At 60.2% G+C, this 17,675-nt stretch carries 13 protein-coding genes and 2 pseudogenes; 6 read left to right on the top strand and 9 right to left on the bottom strand.

Features of this window, described 5'->3' with window-relative positions; genetic code table 11:
• Positions 1-2 precede the first annotated feature (2 nt).
• From BLW25_RS19590 to BLW25_RS19575, 4 genes are all read right to left on the bottom strand, one after another.
• Positions 3-1,598 (bottom strand): MFS transporter, encoded by a 1,596-nt coding sequence (locus BLW25_RS19590; RefSeq protein WP_253188603.1) that lies wholly within the window; start codon positions 1,596-1,598, stop codon positions 3-5.
• 56 nt (positions 1,599-1,654) lie between these two features.
• A complete protein-coding gene (locus BLW25_RS19585) occupies positions 1,655-2,083 on the bottom strand; it encodes a MarR family winged helix-turn-helix transcriptional regulator (protein WP_092903293.1) in 429 nt (142 codons plus the stop codon).
• A 20-nt stretch (positions 2,084-2,103) separates the two neighbouring features.
• Positions 2,104-3,141: an FUSC family protein gene (locus BLW25_RS19580; RefSeq protein WP_092903291.1), complete on the bottom strand. Its 1,038-nt coding sequence runs from the start codon at positions 3,139-3,141 to the stop codon at positions 2,104-2,106.
• Positions 3,142-3,265: 124 nt separating this feature from the next.
• Positions 3,266-5,683 (bottom strand): membrane-bound PQQ-dependent dehydrogenase, glucose/quinate/shikimate family, encoded by a 2,418-nt coding sequence (locus BLW25_RS19575; RefSeq protein WP_216279435.1) that lies wholly within the window; start codon positions 5,681-5,683, stop codon positions 3,266-3,268.
• Positions 5,684-6,093: 410 nt separating this feature from the next.
• Between BLW25_RS19575 and BLW25_RS19570 the strand changes: the two are divergent.
• Together BLW25_RS19570 and BLW25_RS19565 are read left to right on the top strand one after the other, a co-directional pair.
• Positions 6,094-6,240: pseudogene (locus BLW25_RS19570) on the top strand (IS5/IS1182 family transposase); the annotation flags it as partial.
• A gap of 254 nt (positions 6,241-6,494) precedes the next feature.
• Positions 6,495-8,264 (top strand): aromatic amino acid ammonia-lyase, encoded by a 1,770-nt coding sequence (locus BLW25_RS19565; RefSeq protein ID WP_216279434.1) that lies wholly within the window; start codon positions 6,495-6,497, stop codon positions 8,262-8,264.
• A gap of 624 nt (positions 8,265-8,888) precedes the next feature.
• Here BLW25_RS19565 and BLW25_RS19555 read toward each other — a convergent pair.
• The 3 genes from BLW25_RS19555 to BLW25_RS19545 all read right to left on the bottom strand — a co-directional run bounded on the left by BLW25_RS19555 (position 8,889) and on the right by BLW25_RS19545 (position 11,941).
• A complete protein-coding gene (locus BLW25_RS19555; protein ID WP_092903287.1) occupies positions 8,889-10,781 on the bottom strand; it encodes a pilus assembly protein TadG-related protein in 1,893 nt (630 codons plus the stop codon).
• A gap of 188 nt (positions 10,782-10,969) precedes the next feature.
• Entirely contained in the window at positions 10,970-11,203 is a 234-nt protein-coding gene (locus BLW25_RS19550; protein WP_092903285.1) for a hypothetical protein, read from the bottom strand.
• 18 nt (positions 11,204-11,221) lie between these two features.
• Positions 11,222-11,941, bottom strand: coding sequence for a hypothetical protein (locus BLW25_RS19545; RefSeq protein WP_092903283.1), 720 nt, complete (start codon positions 11,939-11,941; stop codon positions 11,222-11,224).
• 179 nt (positions 11,942-12,120) lie between these two features.
• Here BLW25_RS19545 and BLW25_RS19540 point away from each other — a divergent pair.
• A pseudogene (locus BLW25_RS19540) lies at positions 12,121-13,299 on the top strand (IS3 family transposase).
• Positions 13,300-13,314: 15 nt separating this feature from the next.
• Here BLW25_RS19540 and BLW25_RS19535 read toward each other — a convergent pair.
• On the bottom strand, positions 13,315-14,064 hold the full coding sequence (locus BLW25_RS19535) for a winged helix-turn-helix domain-containing protein (RefSeq protein ID WP_092903282.1): 750 nt from the start codon (positions 14,062-14,064) through the stop codon (positions 13,315-13,317).
• Between the two features lie 330 nt (positions 14,065-14,394).
• Here BLW25_RS19535 and BLW25_RS19530 point away from each other — a divergent pair, with 330 nt between their 5' ends.
• The gene (locus tag BLW25_RS19530) at positions 14,395-15,564 is read left to right on the top strand and encodes a TMEM43 family protein (protein WP_171909658.1); all 1,170 of its coding nucleotides are present in this window, start codon (positions 14,395-14,397) and stop codon (positions 15,562-15,564) included.
• A 102-nt stretch (positions 15,565-15,666) separates the two neighbouring features.
• Positions 15,667-16,416, top strand: a complete 750-nt coding sequence (locus BLW25_RS19525) for a hypothetical protein (RefSeq protein WP_092903278.1) — start codon at positions 15,667-15,669, stop codon at positions 16,414-16,416.
• A gap of 260 nt (positions 16,417-16,676) precedes the next feature.
• On the opposite strand, the gene BLW25_RS19520 is transcribed toward BLW25_RS19525, so the two are convergent.
• Positions 16,677-16,985 carry a hypothetical protein gene (locus tag BLW25_RS19520; RefSeq protein WP_092903276.1) on the bottom strand — a complete coding sequence of 103 codons (309 nt, stop codon included), beginning with the start codon at positions 16,983-16,985 and terminating at the stop codon, positions 16,677-16,679.
• Between the two features lie 12 nt (positions 16,986-16,997).
• Here BLW25_RS19520 and catB point away from each other — a divergent pair, with 12 nt between their 5' ends.
• Complete coding sequence (gene catB, locus BLW25_RS19515; RefSeq protein WP_092903274.1) at positions 16,998-17,624, top strand: type B chloramphenicol O-acetyltransferase; 627 nt, start codon at positions 16,998-17,000, stop codon at positions 17,622-17,624.
• Positions 17,625-17,675 lie beyond the last annotated feature (51 nt).

Here is a 17,675-nt window from a genome sequence, read left to right as displayed (position 1 = left end):
CGTCAGCTTTGCTCTGAGGGGGGAGAGGAGGGTTCGGGTTTTGCAACGAAAGCCGCGTTCATCCTGGCCCAGATCCAGTCGCGCAACACATGCAGGACCAGCACTGCAAGCGCGGTCAGCGCGATGAGGAAGGTCAGGAAGTAGGCATCATTATAGGCCATGACCCAGGCCTGGCGCCCGGCCTCGGTCATCAGTTGCGACAGGGTCTGCAGCCGGTCCGCCGCGAGATCGGGGCTTTGCGTGGCAAAAAGCGCGGTGCCCTGCGCCATCACGCTTTGCATCAGCGGGTCGCTGGCAGAGAGCTGTTCAGTCAGGGTGGCGAGGTGGAAGGTCTGGCGATGGGTGGTGAAGGTGGTGAAGATCCCCGATCCGATCACGCCGCCAAGGCTCTGGGTCGCGATGAAGACGATGATAAAGGACAGAAGATAATTCGGTCCCTTTTTCAGCGCGGCCATCAGCCCCATCACCATCGCGGGGGGCATGAACAGCATCGAGGCAAAGCCGATCAGTGCCTGACTGACCAGGAATTGTTCGGGCCGGGTCAGGACCGTTGCCTGTGAATCGAGGAAAGTCGCCGCCGCGATCAGCACCAGCGCCGCCGCATGGAACGCAGGCTCGCGGGTCTGTTTCATCCAGGCCACACAGGCGAGGCCGCCCATCATCGCGGCAAAGCAGATCACCAGAAACAGGCTTTCCATCTGCGACGGCGCAACGCCCAGCACCTGGAACATCCGGGGCGCACCGGTGCTTTGTTCCGACAGAACCAGCCGGAACAACAAAAGCGTCAGCGTCAGATGCAGCATGGCCGGGGTCGCGAGCCAGCGGAAATCGACCAGCGGCGCGCGGCGCCCCAGTTCGATGATCACCGCGAGCGTCAGCGAGATCACCCCACCCGCCAGCAGCCAGCCGATCCAGGGCGCATCGAACCACCAATGGATCGGCCCCATCACGAAACTGATGACAATGGCGGAAAAGCCAAAAGAAATCAGTGCGAAGCTGAGGAAATCCCCGGCTTCGATCACCTTCTCACGCGGCTGTGGTTTCAGTGGCAGCACCCAGACCACCGCAAGCGACATCAGCGCAAGGCCAAGCGCCGCGAAATGCACGCCCGCCAGCCCGCCATCTCCGATCAGCGAGGGCGAGATGACGCGCGCCAGATTGGGCCCGATCAGGATCACCGCCAACACCGCCGGCAGCCCGTATTTCATCTTGGCGGGCGGGCTCAGCGGCTCCAGCATGTAAAGGAATGCAAGCGTCGAAAGCGGCGCGGCGGCACAGCCTGACAGGAATTGCACTACCACCGCCGAGCGCAGATCCGAGATCCAGAGCGCTGAGAAAGCCACCACCGCAAAGACCACGATACTGACCTCGGCAAAGCGGCGCAGACCAAACTGGGTGCGCACCTTGATCAGCATCAGGGGCAGCGTCGCGCGCGGGATCATATAGGCCGCCATCAGCCAGCTGGCATCGGTGGTGCTGACACCCAGATCCCCGGCAATCTGCGGAATATTGGCGCTGACAAAGCCCTGGCCCAGGCCCTGCGCCAGACCGATCAGCACCGAGGCGCAAAAGAACGGCAAGGCCCGGGCGAGGCTCATCCCGGCGAATGCGGTCGGCGGTCCGGCCTGAGCCGATCCGGGCTGAGGGGCGGAGGTCACTTCTCACCGATCCTGGCGGTATTGACCGCCATACGTTGCAAAGCCCGGTCTGTGGCCGCGAGATCTTCGGGCGTGATGCCCTCGAACAGTTCGGCCCGCACCGCGCGCACGAAGCGCGAGATCCCGGCAGAGCGGGCTTTGTCGGTCAGGAAAAGCGCCCGTTTGCGGGCATCGCCATCCATGCCGCGCCGCTCGATGAAGCCAAGCTTTTCCAGCCCGTCGATCTGACGTTTCAGCGTGGGCGCCTCAATGCCCAGATCCTGGGCAAGTTCGGCCTGGGTGGCGCCTTCCATATTGGAAAGCGAGGTCAGAACCCGGGTCCTGGCCAGCGTCAGCCCCAGCTCTTCGGCGCGCGCGTCGTAATTGCGGCGCAGCTCGCGCATCACATACAGCAAGAGATCGAGGGTCGGAGGCCGGGGTTCCATTTGCTTACCATGCTAACTTGTTAGTCAGGAAACTGATATGCCTCACGCCGCTGCTGGTCAAGCCGGGGCTCCGCACCAAGGATGGCGCCCAATGCGCGCATTTGCACAAGAACGTCGGCCCAGGCGCTGTCGACACACTCTGTTCTGGCCAGGCCTTGGTCAGGCGGGGCGGTGCCGGTCATCCGGGCGCGGCAGCTTGCAGCAAGGTGGCGCAGGTTCGCCTCCAGCCCGGCAGGGGGTGTGTTTCCGTTGCGCATCGCCACCAGCAGCGCATCGCCCAGCAGCAGCGCCGAGGCGCCCAGCCGGATCGCGTCATGTTCGACACGTTCCGCCTCGCGCCGCACCCGATTGGCAGCTATGCGCCCCCGCAGCGACCAGCGCGCCTCATATCTGGCGCTGTCAATGCCGTTTTGCAGCGCGCCGATGGTTTCCTGAACGCGCGACAGATGGCTTTGCGCAATCTCGGCGCGGCGCGGGGTTGTGTCCTGCAGGGCCTGAGCCGCGAGGTCGAGCCCGCCCGCGATCCGGGTCAGCAATTCGCTCATGGCGCGGTCGATCTGACGCAAAGGGTCGGGCGTCAGCAGGACCTGGCTGAAGAAAAGCCCGACCCCCACACCGATGATCACATCCTGCATCCGGTGCCAGCCTGCACTGTCCGCCCCCATTGCCAGCACCAGAACCGCCGAGACCCCGGCCTGGATCGGCACCACCGCCGGCAGGCCGAAGGACGCGCCGACCATCATTGAAAGCAGAATTGCCACGATCATGCGCAACAGTGACATGGTCGGCCCCTCGATCCCGGTAACAGGCAATTGCAGCGCCGCCTCGCCGACGAGAATACCGATGGCCACCCCCAGAATGATGCCGGTCGCCTGCCGTCCGTGATTGGGCAGCCCCGGCGCGAGGCAGACGATTGCGGTCACCATGGCAAAAACCGGATGGGTATGGCCGAACAGCCAGCTTGCCAGCAGCCAGGCAATCGCGCCGGCGGTTGCAGCGGCCAGGGCATCGCGCCCCGCTGCCGTCATGCGCTGCAGCTGCAGTGGCAATCTATCCATGGGGAGGGCTTTCTTTTGACATCTGCGGCAAGGCGAAACGGCGCGCAGGTCGCCCCGCGCGCCGGTCTTCAGATCACATGGACCACATCATACGAGCCCGATCATACGCTACAAAGCACGAAGGTCATTCCAGCCGGTAGGCAAGAACCGAGTCGCCGGGCGTGGTGCCAAGCGAGCCATGACCTCCGGCTGCAACGACGATATATTGCTTCCCGTCAGCACCGCGATAGGTCATCGGCGTGGCCTGGCCCCCGGCGGGAAGTCTGGCCTGCCACAGCGTCTCGCCGGTCTGCATGTCATAGGCGCGCATGATGTCATCCAGCGCCGCCGCGGTGAAGGCGACACCCCCCGCCGTGGTCAGCGTGCCGCCATGGGCCAGCATCCCCATTTCGAACGGGATCGGAAAGCTCACGCCCATGAATTTCTGCCCGGCCACAGTGCCGTTGCGGTATTTCCAGGCGGTTTTGCCATTCGTCAGGTCAACGCCGACCCGTATACCCCAGGGTGGCGTGTTGCAGGGCACGCCCAGGCCCGAGCGGAAATGCTGGATCGACACCGCATAGGGTCCGCCAAGGTTCTCATTCCCCGGTTTCGCCTCGCCCCCGGACATATCATCCTGGAACATCGGTTTCGTCAGATCGCCTTCGGGACGCGGATAGAGCTTATAGATATAGGGCAGATATTGCGGCGTACCGATCAGCCATTTATTCACCGGATCCACCGTGACCGAACCCCAGTTGAAGACCCCGATATTCCCGGGCCAGACGATCGAGCCGGTGGTGGTCGGCGGCGTCCAGGAATTGCCGTCATAGCGGTTCGACACAAAGGTCGTGCGGCACTGGATCTGGTCGATGGGCGAGGCCCCCCACATATCCGCCTCACGCAAAGGCGCAGGCGCGAAAGTCAGCGAAGACATCGGCTGTACGGCAGAGAGCTTTTCGCCGGGAATATCGCTGTCTGTCGAGACCTGCACCTCGGATACCGGCAGGATCGGTGTGCCGTCACGGCGGTCGAGCACCCAGAGATTGCCGATTTTCGTCGGGATGATGATCGCAGGCGTATCCACGCCATCCTTCGGCAGGTTGAGAAGCACCGGCTGCGAGGGGTTATCGCGGTCCCAGAGGTCATGATAACTGGTCTGGAACTTCCATTTCAGCTGGCCGGTCTCCAGATCAAGCGCGGCCAGCGCATCGACAAAGGCCTCCTGTTCGGGCGTGCGCGCAATGCCGACCTGGTCGGGAGAGGCATTGCCGAAGGGGATATAGACCATCCCCAGCGTCTCATCGGCCGCGAATTGCGTCCAGGCGACGTTGGAATTGGGCACATAGGTCTCACCAGGGGCAAGCGGTGCGGTATCGTCGGGCTTGCCCGCATCGAATTTCCATACGACCTTGCCGGTGCGCACATCATAGGCGCGGATCACACCCGAGGGGTTGTTCTCATAGTAGTTATCGGCAATCGCCGAGCCGAGGATGATCAGATCCTTCGTCACCAGGGGCGCCGAGGTCTGCTGATAGCTTGCCCGTTCGGTATCGGTCATACCCTCAAGCAGGTTCACATAACCATTCTCACCGAAAGTGGTGCAAAGTTCGCCGGTATCCGCGTTGACCGTGTAAAGCCGTGCATCGACCGAAGAGGCCACGATGCGTTTCGGGCATTCCGCCACAGCCGCAGTGATCGCCGCCTGATCCTCGGGCGTGTCTGACGGGGGCGCGGTATAGCCAGTGGAATCATTCCATGAAACACCGCGACAGGTCTGGTGCTGATAAAAGGCGTCGCGCTTCATCATCGGATCAAACGACCATTTCACCGCGCCGGTCTCGGGCACCAGGGCCTGGATGATGTTATGCGGGGTGCAGAAATACAAAAGCCCGTTCACTTTGATCGGGGTAGCCTCGAAGGTGTATTCCTTGGAATCCTCATCCGCCTTGCGCAGATCGCCGGTGTGATGTTCCCAGGCAAGCGTCAGCCCTTTCACATTCCCCGTGTCGATATCCCTCAGCGCAGAATAGCGCTGACCGAGATTGGTGCCGCCATAGGCCGTCCAGTCTTCTGCGGGATAGGCCACCCCCGAGGGATCCACGAGCCCGTCGCCGATATTGGCCTGCTTGGTCAGCGCGCCCCTGATCTGCGCCGGGTCGATAAACCAGGAACCCACTGCCAGCACGATGATCACCGCCACAGTGCCGCCAAGCAGCGGATAGCCGGGGCCAGAGCGGCCCGACCGCGCGCGGATCTCACTTGCGAAGACCGGGATGCAAAGGATCAGGCCGAAGGCCAGGAGCAGCGCCCCGCGCGGGATCCACTGCCATTTGTCGAAACCGACCTCGTAAAGCGTCCATAGGAAGGTGATGATCAGCGTTACCGCATAGACACCCAGACCGCTCTGATGCCGCCGGATCAGCCCGATCCCCGACAGGATCAGGCCAAGTGCTATGACGATATAGAACCAGCTGCCCCCGGCAGCTGCCAGCCCGTATCCGAGCCAAAGAACCCAAAGGCCGAAAAGGCCGCAGATGGCACCCATGATGATGGAGAACACGACATAACCCCCTGATTGATCCCAATCGAAGACAGACATTTGGGGCCGGAGTGGCGGAGATTGTCGGTTTCAGTAGACAGCTGCGTTGCCGTGTCGATGGAACCGTCGGGCTCCCGGACCTCGTAAATCTGTAACGCGGGCGCGGCATTGGCGGTTCCCTGGGCCCGGAAGAATTCCTCGCTCAGACTTCCTTGCCGGGCCGGCAGATACCGCCTCACGCGACAGGCGCATCATGAGCGCGCCGCGCTGAAGTGATCCATAACCCATTCGGGCCCCGCCGCCGACCTGTTGCGCGGCGGGTCGGATTTTGCTTCAGGATCCGCGCGCGCCGCCGGGTAACCGCCACAGAAATGGGAGACCATCGTGACCGTGGAAGCCGATGTTCAGTCGATGGGCCAGCTCATGTCGACAGCCTGCGCAATATGGTCGCGCGGTGCCTCAACAGGCTGAAGAACAGCCGGCGGCTGGCGACCCGCCACGACAAAACAGCAGACCGTTTCTTCAGCTTCATCGACATCGCCCGTATCAGGCTATGGCGCCGGCATTTGTCAACATGACCTCGTTAAACACCTATTATAAATCATTAAAGTTTCCACACAAATAACCCCAGGTCGTAAGGATTGAGATCGCTCAACCCAGGGGGCAAAAAATTCTTGACTCAGCGATGCATGTTCACCCTGATGAACAAATCTTTCTCTACAGAGGGGCTCAGGAAGAAAAAATTTCCACAAATTAACTCGCAAGGAGGCGACGGGTGTTACTTCAAAGATCACGAACCGTGTTGAATGCGGTATCCTGTGCTGGAGCAATTTTGCTATCCGCAACAATTGCGAAAGCCGATTTGCAGCCGGCTGCGGTTTACCAGCCGATCACCGTTACGGCAGCAGAGGAAACGATTGTGCTGACCGGGCGCGATATGACCTATGACCAGGTTATTCGTATCGCGCGCGACGGTGCGAAGATCGAGCTGAGCGCCGAAGCCATCCAGCGCTCGAAAGATGCTTACGGGCTTCTTTTGCAGGGCGCGGCGGAGGGGATGCCCATCTACTGGTTCAACAGGGGGGCAGGCTCAAATCGCGAAACGGTGATCTTTGAAGGCGATCCGACAACACCAGAGAATGCAGCCTTCCTGGCCGATCAGCAGCTTACGCGCTTTGCAAATGGCGCGAGGGGCGGTTACGGGCCGGAAATTCATGAAGAAGAACTCGTGCGCGCAATCATGGCAATTCGCGCGAACTCCCTGACATATGAGGCGGCAAGCCCGGCGCTTCTCGCCATGCTTGTCGAACTGGTCAACCGTCGCGTCACGCCTGTTGTCATGTCACGGGGCACACTTGGGGAAGGCGACCTTCCCACCATGGGCAATATCGCGGGCACTATGGTCGGAGCTGGCGAAGCCTACTTTGATGGCGAGCGTATGTCGGCAATGGAAGCGCTTAAGCGCGCGGGGCTGGAACCACTTGCCCCGACAGGTGCCGATCAGGCCGCGCTGATCAGCACCAATGCCTATGCCTATGCGCAGGTTGCCCTTGTTCTGTCCGACGCACGCGAAGTGCTGGAATGGGCGGATCTCAGCTATGCCATGGCATTGAACGGCATGAACTCAAGTCTTACGCCGATTTCGGCGCCGGTTCAGTCCATGCGACCCTATGACTGGTTGAACTGGAACGCAGAGAAAGTGCTGGACATGGTCCGCGGCAGCTATCTTTTCGAGGTAGACCCGATGCGCATTATTCAGGACCCGATCAGCATGCGCGCATCAACACAACGCCATGGCTCGGCATGGTACGCCTGGGCTGAGCTGCGCGATTCACTTCATATCTCGATCAATGGCTCGGATCACAACCCCGCAGTGGTTCCCGGCATTTCCCCCGACAGCTCATGGGAGCTGAGCAGCCCGCATTTTATGCGTTTCTACGTCAAGGGCGGGGAACTCAGCAACGGAATGTCAGGGTATATCTTTTCGAATGCAAACTGGGACCCCTACCCGATTGCCAATCAGATAGAGGCCTTCAATATCGCCCTGACCAATATGGGCGTGGCTGTTGCTCAGCGTATTGAGCGCTTCAACAATCCGTTCTTCACCGTCATCAAGCCGGATGAGGTTGTTGAAGCCGATATCAAGAGCAGATTGCCGGTCGCGCATGGCGGCTATCTTCCCAGCGATTTGTGGCAGGAACTGGCGCAGCTTGGGATGCCGCTGACCCCGAATGGGCAGGCGATCGTAGCCACCGTCGAAGATCTTGAGGCCCAGACCAGACTGAAGGGTCAGACCGCCCGCAAAGCCGTGGATGTCCTGTCGCACCTTGTCGCGCAGGACCTGATGACGGCGAGCTACTGGATGGATATCCGGCGGCTGCAGGACCCGTCGCGGAAGTTTGGCGAAGCGCCGACGGCAGCGCTGGCCGCTTTGCGAAATGCTGTTCCCTGGGAAATGGCACCTGCGGACCGCCCCTATCGCAATCAGGGGCAGATCATCTATGATTTCATGTGGGAAACACCCGCCGCAACCTTCTATTCCGGCGGCCCTGAAGAACCCGCTGCGGCGCCGATCCCCCGCGCGGGCATGATGCCAAACTAATGCCCTCTGCAGTGCCAGGGCCACGACCCTCGCGATTACTATAAGCAGCGGAGCCGCCCGGAGATGTCCCGGGCGGCTGTTTTCATTGCCGATTTTCTGAAACCTCGCGGAAGCGCAGAAGATCTAACCGAATTGCTGTGGGCATACGCCAACGAGCGCCCAAACCGGGTAGCCGGATGAAGCACCACTAGAACCGGCGCCGAAGATCTTCGATCTCAGGACAGGCGAGATGCTGCAGCGTGCCGAAGCGCCGTGCCTGTCGCGGATTCAGCTTGAGCATGTCAATATTCGCCGCTGCCAGCGTCTTTTCTAAGAGCCGATAGTATGGGCCGGTCGGCTCAAAGACGCCGCGCAATCTCACCACCCGCCGCCACATCAGAATTCGTCAAAAAATAAAGGAAAACCAGAAATAAATCCGGCGTGAAGCAGAGCATAAATGCAAGGGGGTATAATGATAGTGAATTATACTTTGAAAATTTGCAGGACGGAGATGGGAGGGTGCAAAACTCCGCCCGGTGACCAAAGGCCTCTCAGCACTGAGACCAAAGACCGAAAGGGTAAAAGAATACCATTGCGCACACATCATATATGTTCGCAACACGGCAAGGTTAATATAAATTACAACTACTGCGCCAGATAAGAGTCGCAGGTCACGCTATGCAAAACCAAATCTGCTTGAGCAACTCCAATCCCGAGGATATCGAGCAATAACTGAATAAACTCATCGACACCAAGGTTTTGCAGTAAACGAGCAATGCTATCTGCCAAAGCGGCGAGGACACCCAAGAGCGCCCCCAGAACCACATTTACTGTATTTACGATGGCACATAGCAAGGCGACAAGCAAACCCCGGCAGGTTCTGACCTGTTCCCGAAGATCGTCACGAGTAGCTCTCAGGTAGTCTGCAGTGTCACTGATAAGTCCGGTTACATTCATATTTCTGGTTTTAACGGGCACCGCTTTGCCTACCTGTCCTTTCAGGACCCGAACCTGCACAGGTTTGCCGCCGAGGCTGATTTTTTTGGTATCTGGCGGTATGTTAGCGCGGGTATCAAGCAAGCCCACGGTGAGCGATATGTTAAGCACACTTGTATTTACATCAAAGAGGGCCATAAGATCGCTGTCATCTGTAGCAGCGCAGTTTAAGCTCACAATTGTCGCTTCGGCAGTTGCTGCGCTGAGGTTCAGGGTCACATCCAGAAGATTTGCTTCGCCAATATTAAGTACCGCTGCTTTTACAGTCGCGCCAATCTGAGCCATTCTGGCGCTGAGCGGGGGGAAATCATCCACATGTCCGATAGCGATCTTAGGTGGGTCCCCGAGATAAAGTCCGACATTGACATTGGCAAGCCTGCCGAGATTCAAATTCTCAGAAGACTCTATCAGCGTTCCACTTGGCGGCCAGAGGCCAACAAAGGCCATTGCCATATCGAAGGCGTTTATTCTTACATCGTGGAGTATCTTACCGGCCTTCACCCCAAGAAGTTTAGGCGATATATTAAGGATGTCGGCAAAAGTCGTATTGCCGGAACCGACCGGTGTCGGATTAAGGGCAATATTTCCGACATTCGATAGCGCCAACAATCTGGCCAGCAAGTGCACCTTGTTGACCTGAGCATTCAGCAAGTTATCGAATGTTAAAGCATCTAGCCCAACACCTGAATTAATCAGCCCACCCAGAAGTTCGTCGAGCCGAACACCCGCACTTGCAAGACCATTCGGTCCCAGGACCTCTCCGTTCAGTTGCAAGCCAATTTTTGACAATGCGGGTCCCAGAAGAGAACGATTAGTATCAACACTCAGAAGGCGATTGCGAAGGCTGAACACGACCAGGCCACGCTTCGCTCCGACCGCAGCACGTCGGATAATGATATTTTTTTCGTCGAGAACAGGCCCCAGCAATATCGGATTGAATTTTGACGGCACGATTACCTTCACTGCACTTGGTCTCGCGGCTAACTCATCCCGGACAAACTTACCTGTATCGGAGGCAATGTAGCCGAACTCGAAGCTGCTGTCAGAAAGTGAAATTGAGCCATAGCGATCATTCGAAGTCACGGTTTGGCGAGCGTTCTCCCTTACAGCCGCCTTGTTGGGAAGGTACTTGCTTGACGTCAGCGCCGCCAGGTCCGCCTGAGATTGAACATATCGCTTTTGCGCATTCAACTGAGCAATGTCTGTCGCCACCCCCCCCACCAGCAGTATCAATGGCAGGAGCACGACAAGAAGTATAGACAACGCACCCGATGTGTCTGAGGCAAAACGGTGATAAACGTGCATTTCCAGCCTGTAGAAGGTAAGTGGAGGTGCGCAGTTCCTGCCAGAGTACGTCTGACCAGCACAAATGCAACCATTGATTGCATCCCGCATTGTCACTCCACCCATTCTCCCAAAACGCCCCTCCGAAATGCTCGCCAGAAACGTTTCGTGAGCATCGGAGTGCATTTCATCGTCAGGCGCACAAAACGCGCGACGCGGCCCTATTCTTCTTGATTGCTCACGAAGAGAGCGCTCCATTTGGGATCATTTTCATGACTTTAAGCCCTCTCTCACCTCATCTCGCGGCATCTCTTCACTCGTTGTGCACACTGATCGCAGACGCACTTCTGTCAGCCTCCGCAGTTCCTGATCCCGTCTGGCTTCCCACAGATGTCGAATGTTACCGAAGATTTCTCTTCAGCAGGCCAATAGCGTCGAAGATCGCGTCATTGCCTTAAGACACGAATACGCGCAGCGCGCCGGATTTTTTCCTTGATGTCCAAAATCCGAAAGTCATCTGCCTGGCCTTCCTGGGCGAACTCACCCTGCCGTTCATCAAGAAGCGGCAGCCATCCCCGCCCGACATTCAGATAAGCTCCGTCCGGCAGGCCCGGATACTTAGCGACTTTATCACCTCTCTTCAGAGCGGCAGGCCAGTACTGCCCGACCGACCGGGTCACGGCTATGATCCTGAAACTTCATATCCCACTGCGCTGTGATACTGGCTGCGACAGCAGGTTCCGGGCATTCCGGATAAACCTGCCCACTCTGCGCGAGGTGATTGTCAGTACTGCCGATAGGGTGTTGCCACCGGGAATGGCGGCTCGAATGTGGTCTGCCGCCAGCTTTCCGGCCTCGGCGACAGCCGCCTTCGCTTCGGTCAGCCGGGCCCGGGCCATCAGCGCTGACGCATGGTGCAGGCAAACAAAGATCGCCGCCTTGTCGGCCCGGCTGCGCGCCTGCACCTGCATGGCCAGACGGCTGATCGACAGCGCCTCCTCGCAGTCACCGGCATTCAGGGCCATCAGCATCGAGACCGTGCTTTGCGCCATGGCCAGCACCGGATCGCTGCTGATCGCATCGCGCAAAGCGGGCCCGAAACCTGCGCGCCAGGCCGGATCAACCGGCATATCTGCCGAGATCCGGATGACAGCCGTGAACACATCGACCCAGGATCGGATCTGCCGCATATCCTGCGATGTATCAAATCGGGTAAAGCCATCAGTCAGGCTCGCGGCATTCTCAAAATGCACCTGAGCCTCGTCAAAGGCGCCAAGGCGGATCCGTTCATAGATCATCCCGAAGAAAGTCAGCGGCCTGGTCAGGACGCTTGCAGCCAGGATCGGCTGCGCCAGCGCAAGATCCGGCCCCTGAGCCAGTGAGACCACAACTGCACCCGCCGCGTCGACGCGGGACATCGCCTCTTCATCCGACCAGATGGCCAGCCCGTGACGGATCTCGCCATCGGGATCGTGGTTCTGCGCGCTCCAGTGGACCGCAAAGTGCCGGATCTGAGTGGCGCGCTCGGGATGAAAGAGTGAATAGCCCCATGTTTCGTGGACGCCTTCTTTGCTAATTTTGAGGCAAGGAGGCCATGATGGGCACAGCCACTTTCAGCGACGACTTCAAGCGCGATGCGGTCGCTCAGATCACGGAGCGGGGCTACCCGGTCAGCGAGGTTTCTGAACGGCTCGGGGTGAGCAAGCACTCGCTCTATGCCTGGAAGCGCAAGTTCGCGAAGACGGCATCAGGCGAGACCGAGAAGGATGCCGAGATCCGCCTGTTGAAGCGGGAGCTGGCACGGGTTTCCGAGGAGCGCGACATCCTAAAAAAAGCCACCGCGTATTTCGCCAGGGATGCAAAGTGAGATACGCGTTTGTGGCCGAGCATCGGAGGCAATTTTCTGTCCGGGCAATGTGTCGCTGCCTGCGCATCCAGCCAAGCGGGTTCTATGCCTGGCTACAGGCTCCAATGAGCGTGCGCGCTCAGGAAGACAGGCGCCAAACTGAGCTGCTGCACAAGGCCTGGACCGAGAGCGGGAAGGTCTACGGCTATCGCAAACTTCACGATGACCTGATTGATCAAGGTGAAAGCATCTGCCCGAACCGGGTTGCCCGGCTTGCACAGCTTGCGGGGATCAAGGCGGAGATCGGCTATAAGCGCCGCCCCAGCAGCTATGGCGGCAAGCCATCGGTCGTGGTCGACATCGAGCCGGTGAACGCCACCGGTTCGAGAGAACCGGCGAGGCCTCGACCGGCAGTTCGACGTCGAAGCACCAGACTGGGTGTGGGTGACCGACATCACCTACATTCGGACGCAGGAAGGTTTTGCCTATCTTGCCGTTGTCATCGACCTCTATTCCCGGCGTGTGGTCGGCTGGTCGATGCAAAGCCGTCAGACGACAGATGTCGTCTTGCAGGCCTTGCTCATGGCTGTCTGGCGACGCAAGCCGAAGAACAAGGTGCTGATCCATTCGGACCAGGGCAGTCAGTTCACCAGCATGGATTGGGCTGCGTTTCTGCGCGCCCACAATCTTGAGCATTCGATGAGCCGCCGCGGCAACTGCCACGACAACGCAGTCGCCGAAAGCTTCTTCAACCTGCTCAAGCGCGAGCGGATCAGACGCAGGACCTACCGGACCCGCGAAGACGCAAGGCAGGACGTGTTCGATTACATCGAGATGTTCTACAACCCGAAGCGCAAGCATGCGAGAAACGGGATGCTGTCGCCCGCCGAGTTCGAACGGCAGCAGAAGATGAGACGCGAAGGCGTCTAAGAAACTCGGGGCTATTCAGAGGTCAAGCCTGTCGCGCAGATGACGGGCAAAGGCCGGCATGAGGCTGAACCAGCCGGGACGGCTCTCGCTTTGATGCAGAAACAGCCCGTCTTCGAACAGATGGCGGGAAAGGCATGGCGCACCGGCATCATCAGGGCGGGCCGCGGCGGGCAGCGCGGCCAGAAGTGACGCCGGGAAATCGCCGAAAACCGACAGATCCATCAAGAGCGCCCGCTCTTGCCTGGTGAGGCAAGCCTGCATCCAGTCGTCAATCCACAGGCTCAGGCTGGAAGGCAGCGGCTGGCTGATGCCATCCCGACGCATCAGCGCAAATGCCCGCCCTGTTTCGCGTGACAAAAGTCCCAGCCCCAGTGGCCAGCCCCGGGTGAACTGATGCAAAAGCTGCGTCTCGCGCGAGGGTTGGATCTGGATCTGCGTCTGGCCGAAAAGCACCGCCGCTTCCTGCGGGGTAAAGGCCAGATCGCTGCCGGTGATGAGGCACGCTCGCCCGGCAATCCATGCATCCCGCAGGGGCTGTGGCAAGGGGCCGTTCAGGGCGATCACAATGCGCTGGCGCGGCAGACGTGCGCCGATCCCTTTCAGAAGGTCACTGGACCAGGTGCCCGCATCAAACAGCAGCGTGCCGTCATGGGGGCGCCCGCCAGGTTTGCCGCCGCCGTCCAGTGGCAGTCCTGGCTTCGCGCGCGCAAGGCCTGTGCCAGGGCCAGCAGGGTCATGGACTTGCCGCTGCCTGCCGGGGCGCAAAGTACAATAAGGGGCGCCGCAGCCCGCAGGATCAGCCCGACCAGCGCCTCGCGCGGCAGAAACGGCTGTGCGGCAAGCGGCTCCTGGCCGGGCTCTGTTGAAATCATCGCGGCACAGCCATGAGGCGGAAAATATCCGAAAGGTGAAATCTCAGCGGAAATGATTAGGGAGAGTTGCCCCTGGCGGCAAGCAGCAGCATCGCAGAACCTACCCCTTTTGGTTGAGTGTGCGTCCAGGATGCCGCCCGATAGAGCAGTCAGCACATGCCCTGATGTTTGGGGCCTTACGGCACAGCGCAGCATTGCGGGACCGGCCGGGAAGGGAATGGGAATGTCTGTTGAAGAAACCGTAAGCCACAGTCTTGGGGAACGCCTGAAACAATCGCTCGTCGGTATCGGCACCGGGGCCGCGCTCATCAGTGCCATGGTGGGTGCGCTGTTCTGGAATGAGGGCCGCGCTGTCCAGACGGCAAGATCGCTCAGCGAGGGCGCGGGCCTTGTGGTCGAGCGCCCGGCTGATCAGATCGACCCGGTTTTCAACGGTGCGCTGATCCATGTTGCGGGCGCCACCTCGGCCAGCGCCCCGATCCGTGACCCGGATTTCGGGCTGGAGTTTGCCGGCCTGCGCCTCGATCGCAAGGTCGAGATGTATCAATGGGTGCAAAGCAGCCGGACTGAGAAAAGCACCGCCACCGGCGGCACCGAGACCCAGGTCACCACCTATAGCTATGCGACGGACTGGCAGAGCAGCTGGCAGGATCCGGCCGGCTTTAAGGAACCGCAGGGGCATGCCAATCCGCCGATGGCCTATGCCTCGCTGGGGCGCATTGCCGAAGGGGTCAGCGTTGGCGCCTATGGGCTGGAGGAGGATGCCGTGTCGCAGCTGGGCGCAGGCCCCGCGCAACGGCTGAGCGAGGACCAGCTTGCCACGATCCGCGCGGCGGTTGCGCCCGGCACCCTTGCCACGATCCATCAGGGCACTCTCTACCTTGGACGCAATCCCGAAAGCCCGGCGGTCGGGGATTACCGCATCACCTACAGCCTTGTACCACTTGGGGTGATCTCGGTGATCGGGCGCCAGCATGACAGCGGCCTTGGCCGGTATCGCACCGACAGCGGCAACGCGCTTTTGATGGTGGAGAAGGGCAGTCGCGACGCGAAGGACATGTTCGCCACGGCGGCGGACAGCAACAGCACCACCACCTGGGGGCTGCGGATCGGGGCGGTGATCGGTCTGATTGTCGGATTTGCGCTGATCCTGCGGCCGCTGACGGTGCTGGCCAGCGTGCTGCCCGTCCTTGGTGCGGTCATGGGCTTTGGCACCGGCCTGATCGCTGCCCTGATGGGGAGCAGTCTGGGCCTTCTGGTGATCGCCTTTGCCTGGTTTGCCCATCGCCCGCTGGTCTCGCTCATCGCAATGGCCGCCGTGGCGCTGCTTGCAACTGCACTGATCGTGCTGGCCCGCAGGGGCAGAAGCACCGCTGCCCTTGCCGGCGAATGACCCCAGGCGGCCCGGCCCTGGCCTGCCTCGGGGGGGCCGATGACATCGCCATGCTGCGGGGCCAACTTGCGGCATGGCACATTCTCCAGATGGACAGCTGATATGCCTCGCCTTTTTCTGATCGCAGCCCTGAGCCTTACACCGCTCGGGCCCGCCTCTGCCCAAAGCTATAATGTCGCGGAAACACTCACCGATATGGGCCGCAGTTATTGCGCCATGTCCTTTGTCCGCGACATCGGGGATTTCGACAGCCAGCCCTTCCTGCGCGACCTTGTGGCCATGAACTACCCGCAAGAGGCCTTCTGCACCTGCGTTGCCGCCGAATTCCGCGGCTCGGGCGATGACGAGATGACCGCCTGGCTGCTGGACGAAATCGAAGAAGAGAGCGATTATGCGCTGATGGCATCCTTCCTGCGCGCAAGCTTCGTGGCCTGCATGCCCGATGCCGATTTCGCGGCAGCGGCGCGCGAGGACGGTCTTGGCATTGACCTCGGTCTTGAGAAGAGTGATCTGAATTTCACCCTCTCAGACGTAGCAGCGCAGGAGGATGACACCGGCCCGACCATTGAAGAGGTCCTTGCCGACAATGTTTTTCCCGCCGATGAGGGGGACATTCAGGCCTGCCGCATGGCCTTCGACGACACCATGCTGCTCCCTGGCTTCGATCCGATGGATGCTAAGGCCCGGGTCAGGCAGGCGGGACAGACGCTGGATGAAGTCTGCAGCTGCGCCGGGTCCTATATCGCCGCATTGGGAGAGCCCTTCCAGGCCGAGGTCGAAAAGGCAATGAACCCCGCGACGATTTATGGATCATCGCTGGCAGGGGGTATCAGCATGTGTATTGAAAGCTGAGCGCGGTATTTGGCGAGGCAGCGCTCCTCTCCTTTTTCCACAAACAAGTGGAATGAGGCACACATTCCGGCATCCGAGGCTCAGCGTGAGCCGGCACAAAGGTCAGCTGCCTGAATGACCGCTGTCCCAAGCTCGCTGCGGGCGCCACGCTGCGCCGCTTTCAGACCGCTCTACGCCCAATCAACGTTCATGAGCATGCTTCTGCCTCCCTAAGCGCACCGTGGGCGACAGGTGGCTCTCCCATCAGGTCAGCCCTTCATTCAGGCGCGCCCAGAGCCCTGTCGCAACCGGCCCGCCAGAATGATCTGTATCTTGACGTGGAAAGGCTGCGCATAAGCGCCAGCCCGATTTCCGAACGGATGCAGTTGATAGATCCGCGCCGGTTGCGATGAGGCGCCGGAATATGCGATGATCGGCGGCGTATAGGAGAGGTTCTGCCCCCCATGAAAGCCGCTCGACGAACGATCTGACACCGCCTCTGCTTTTGCGGAGGCCCGCTTCGCACGCCGCTGGCCGGCAGTGCGCGGTAACCGCGTGCCCTCAGGGCAAGCGATCAGATCGATCTTCAAGCGAGACCCAATATGCAGAACGCATTCGAAAGCCCGTTCAAGGGCGTGACGCTGGACAAGCAGGTCACAAATCCGAATATCATCGTCGGGCGCTACAGCTATTACTCCGGCTATTATCATGGTCACCCCTTTGACGATTGCGCCCGCTATCTCCTGCCGGACCAGGGCGCGGACCGGCTGATCATCGGGAGTTTCTGCTCGATCGGCTCCGGCGCGGCCTTCGTCATGGCCGGAAACCAGGGTCACCGCGCCGATTGGGTCAGCACCTTTCCGTTCTACTGGATGCCAGAGGTGCCCGCCTTCGCGGGTGCAGGGAATGGTTTCCTGCCGGCCGGCGATACGGTGATTGGCAACGATGTCTGGATCGGCTCCGAGGCGATCATCATGCCTGGGGTCCGGATCGGCGATGGCGCCGTGATCGGCACCAGGGCGCTGATCACCAAAGACGTCGAGCCATATGCCATCATGGGCGGAAATCCGGCCAGGTTGATCCGGAAGCGGTTCGAAGACCGGCTGATCGGAATGCTTCTGGAGATGCGCTGGTGGGACTGGCCGGAGGACCAGCTCAGGGCGGCGATGCCCCTTTTGACGAGCGGTGACGTCGCGGAGCTTCACCGCCGTTGGGCGCTTCAGTCCTAGTGTGACAGGCGGGCCACGTCAGCCCTTCCGGGGGCGGGCGTGGCTTTGGCA

This window comes from Rhodobacter sp. 24-YEA-8 (assembly GCF_900105075.1).
GTDB lineage: Bacteria > Pseudomonadota > Alphaproteobacteria > Rhodobacterales > Rhodobacteraceae > Pseudogemmobacter.
Note: the sequence above shows the minus strand (reverse complement) of the source record. Positions and strands in the feature narration are given on the sequence as shown.

What these genes read in the sequence shown, in the direction of transcription:
- BLW25_RS19585 (WP_092903293.1), bottom strand. Translation starts at nt 2,083, where the DNA reads ATGGAACCCCGGCCTCCGACCCTCGATCTCTTGCTGTATGTGATGCGC.
- catB (WP_092903274.1), top strand. Translation starts at nt 16,998, where the DNA reads ATGCAGAACGCATTCGAAAGCCCGTTCAAGGGCGTGACGCTGGACAAG.
- BLW25_RS19525 (WP_092903278.1), top strand. Translation starts at nt 15,667, where the DNA reads ATGCCTCGCCTTTTTCTGATCGCAGCCCTGAGCCTTACACCGCTCGGG.
- BLW25_RS19545 (WP_092903283.1), bottom strand. Translation starts at nt 11,941, where the DNA reads ATGTCCCGCGTCGACGCGGCGGGTGCAGTTGTGGTCTCACTGGCTCAG.
- BLW25_RS19580 (WP_092903291.1), bottom strand. Translation starts at nt 3,141, where the DNA reads ATGGATAGATTGCCACTGCAGCTGCAGCGCATGACGGCAGCGGGGCGC.
- BLW25_RS19555 (WP_092903287.1), bottom strand. Translation starts at nt 10,781, where the DNA reads ATGGAGCGCTCTCTTCGTGAGCAATCAAGAAGAATAGGGCCGCGTCGC.
- BLW25_RS19590 (WP_253188603.1), bottom strand. Translation starts at nt 1,598, where the DNA reads ATGAGCCTCGCCCGGGCCTTGCCGTTCTTTTGCGCCTCGGTGCTGATC.
- BLW25_RS19530 (WP_171909658.1), top strand. Translation starts at nt 14,395, where the DNA reads ATGTCTGTTGAAGAAACCGTAAGCCACAGTCTTGGGGAACGCCTGAAA.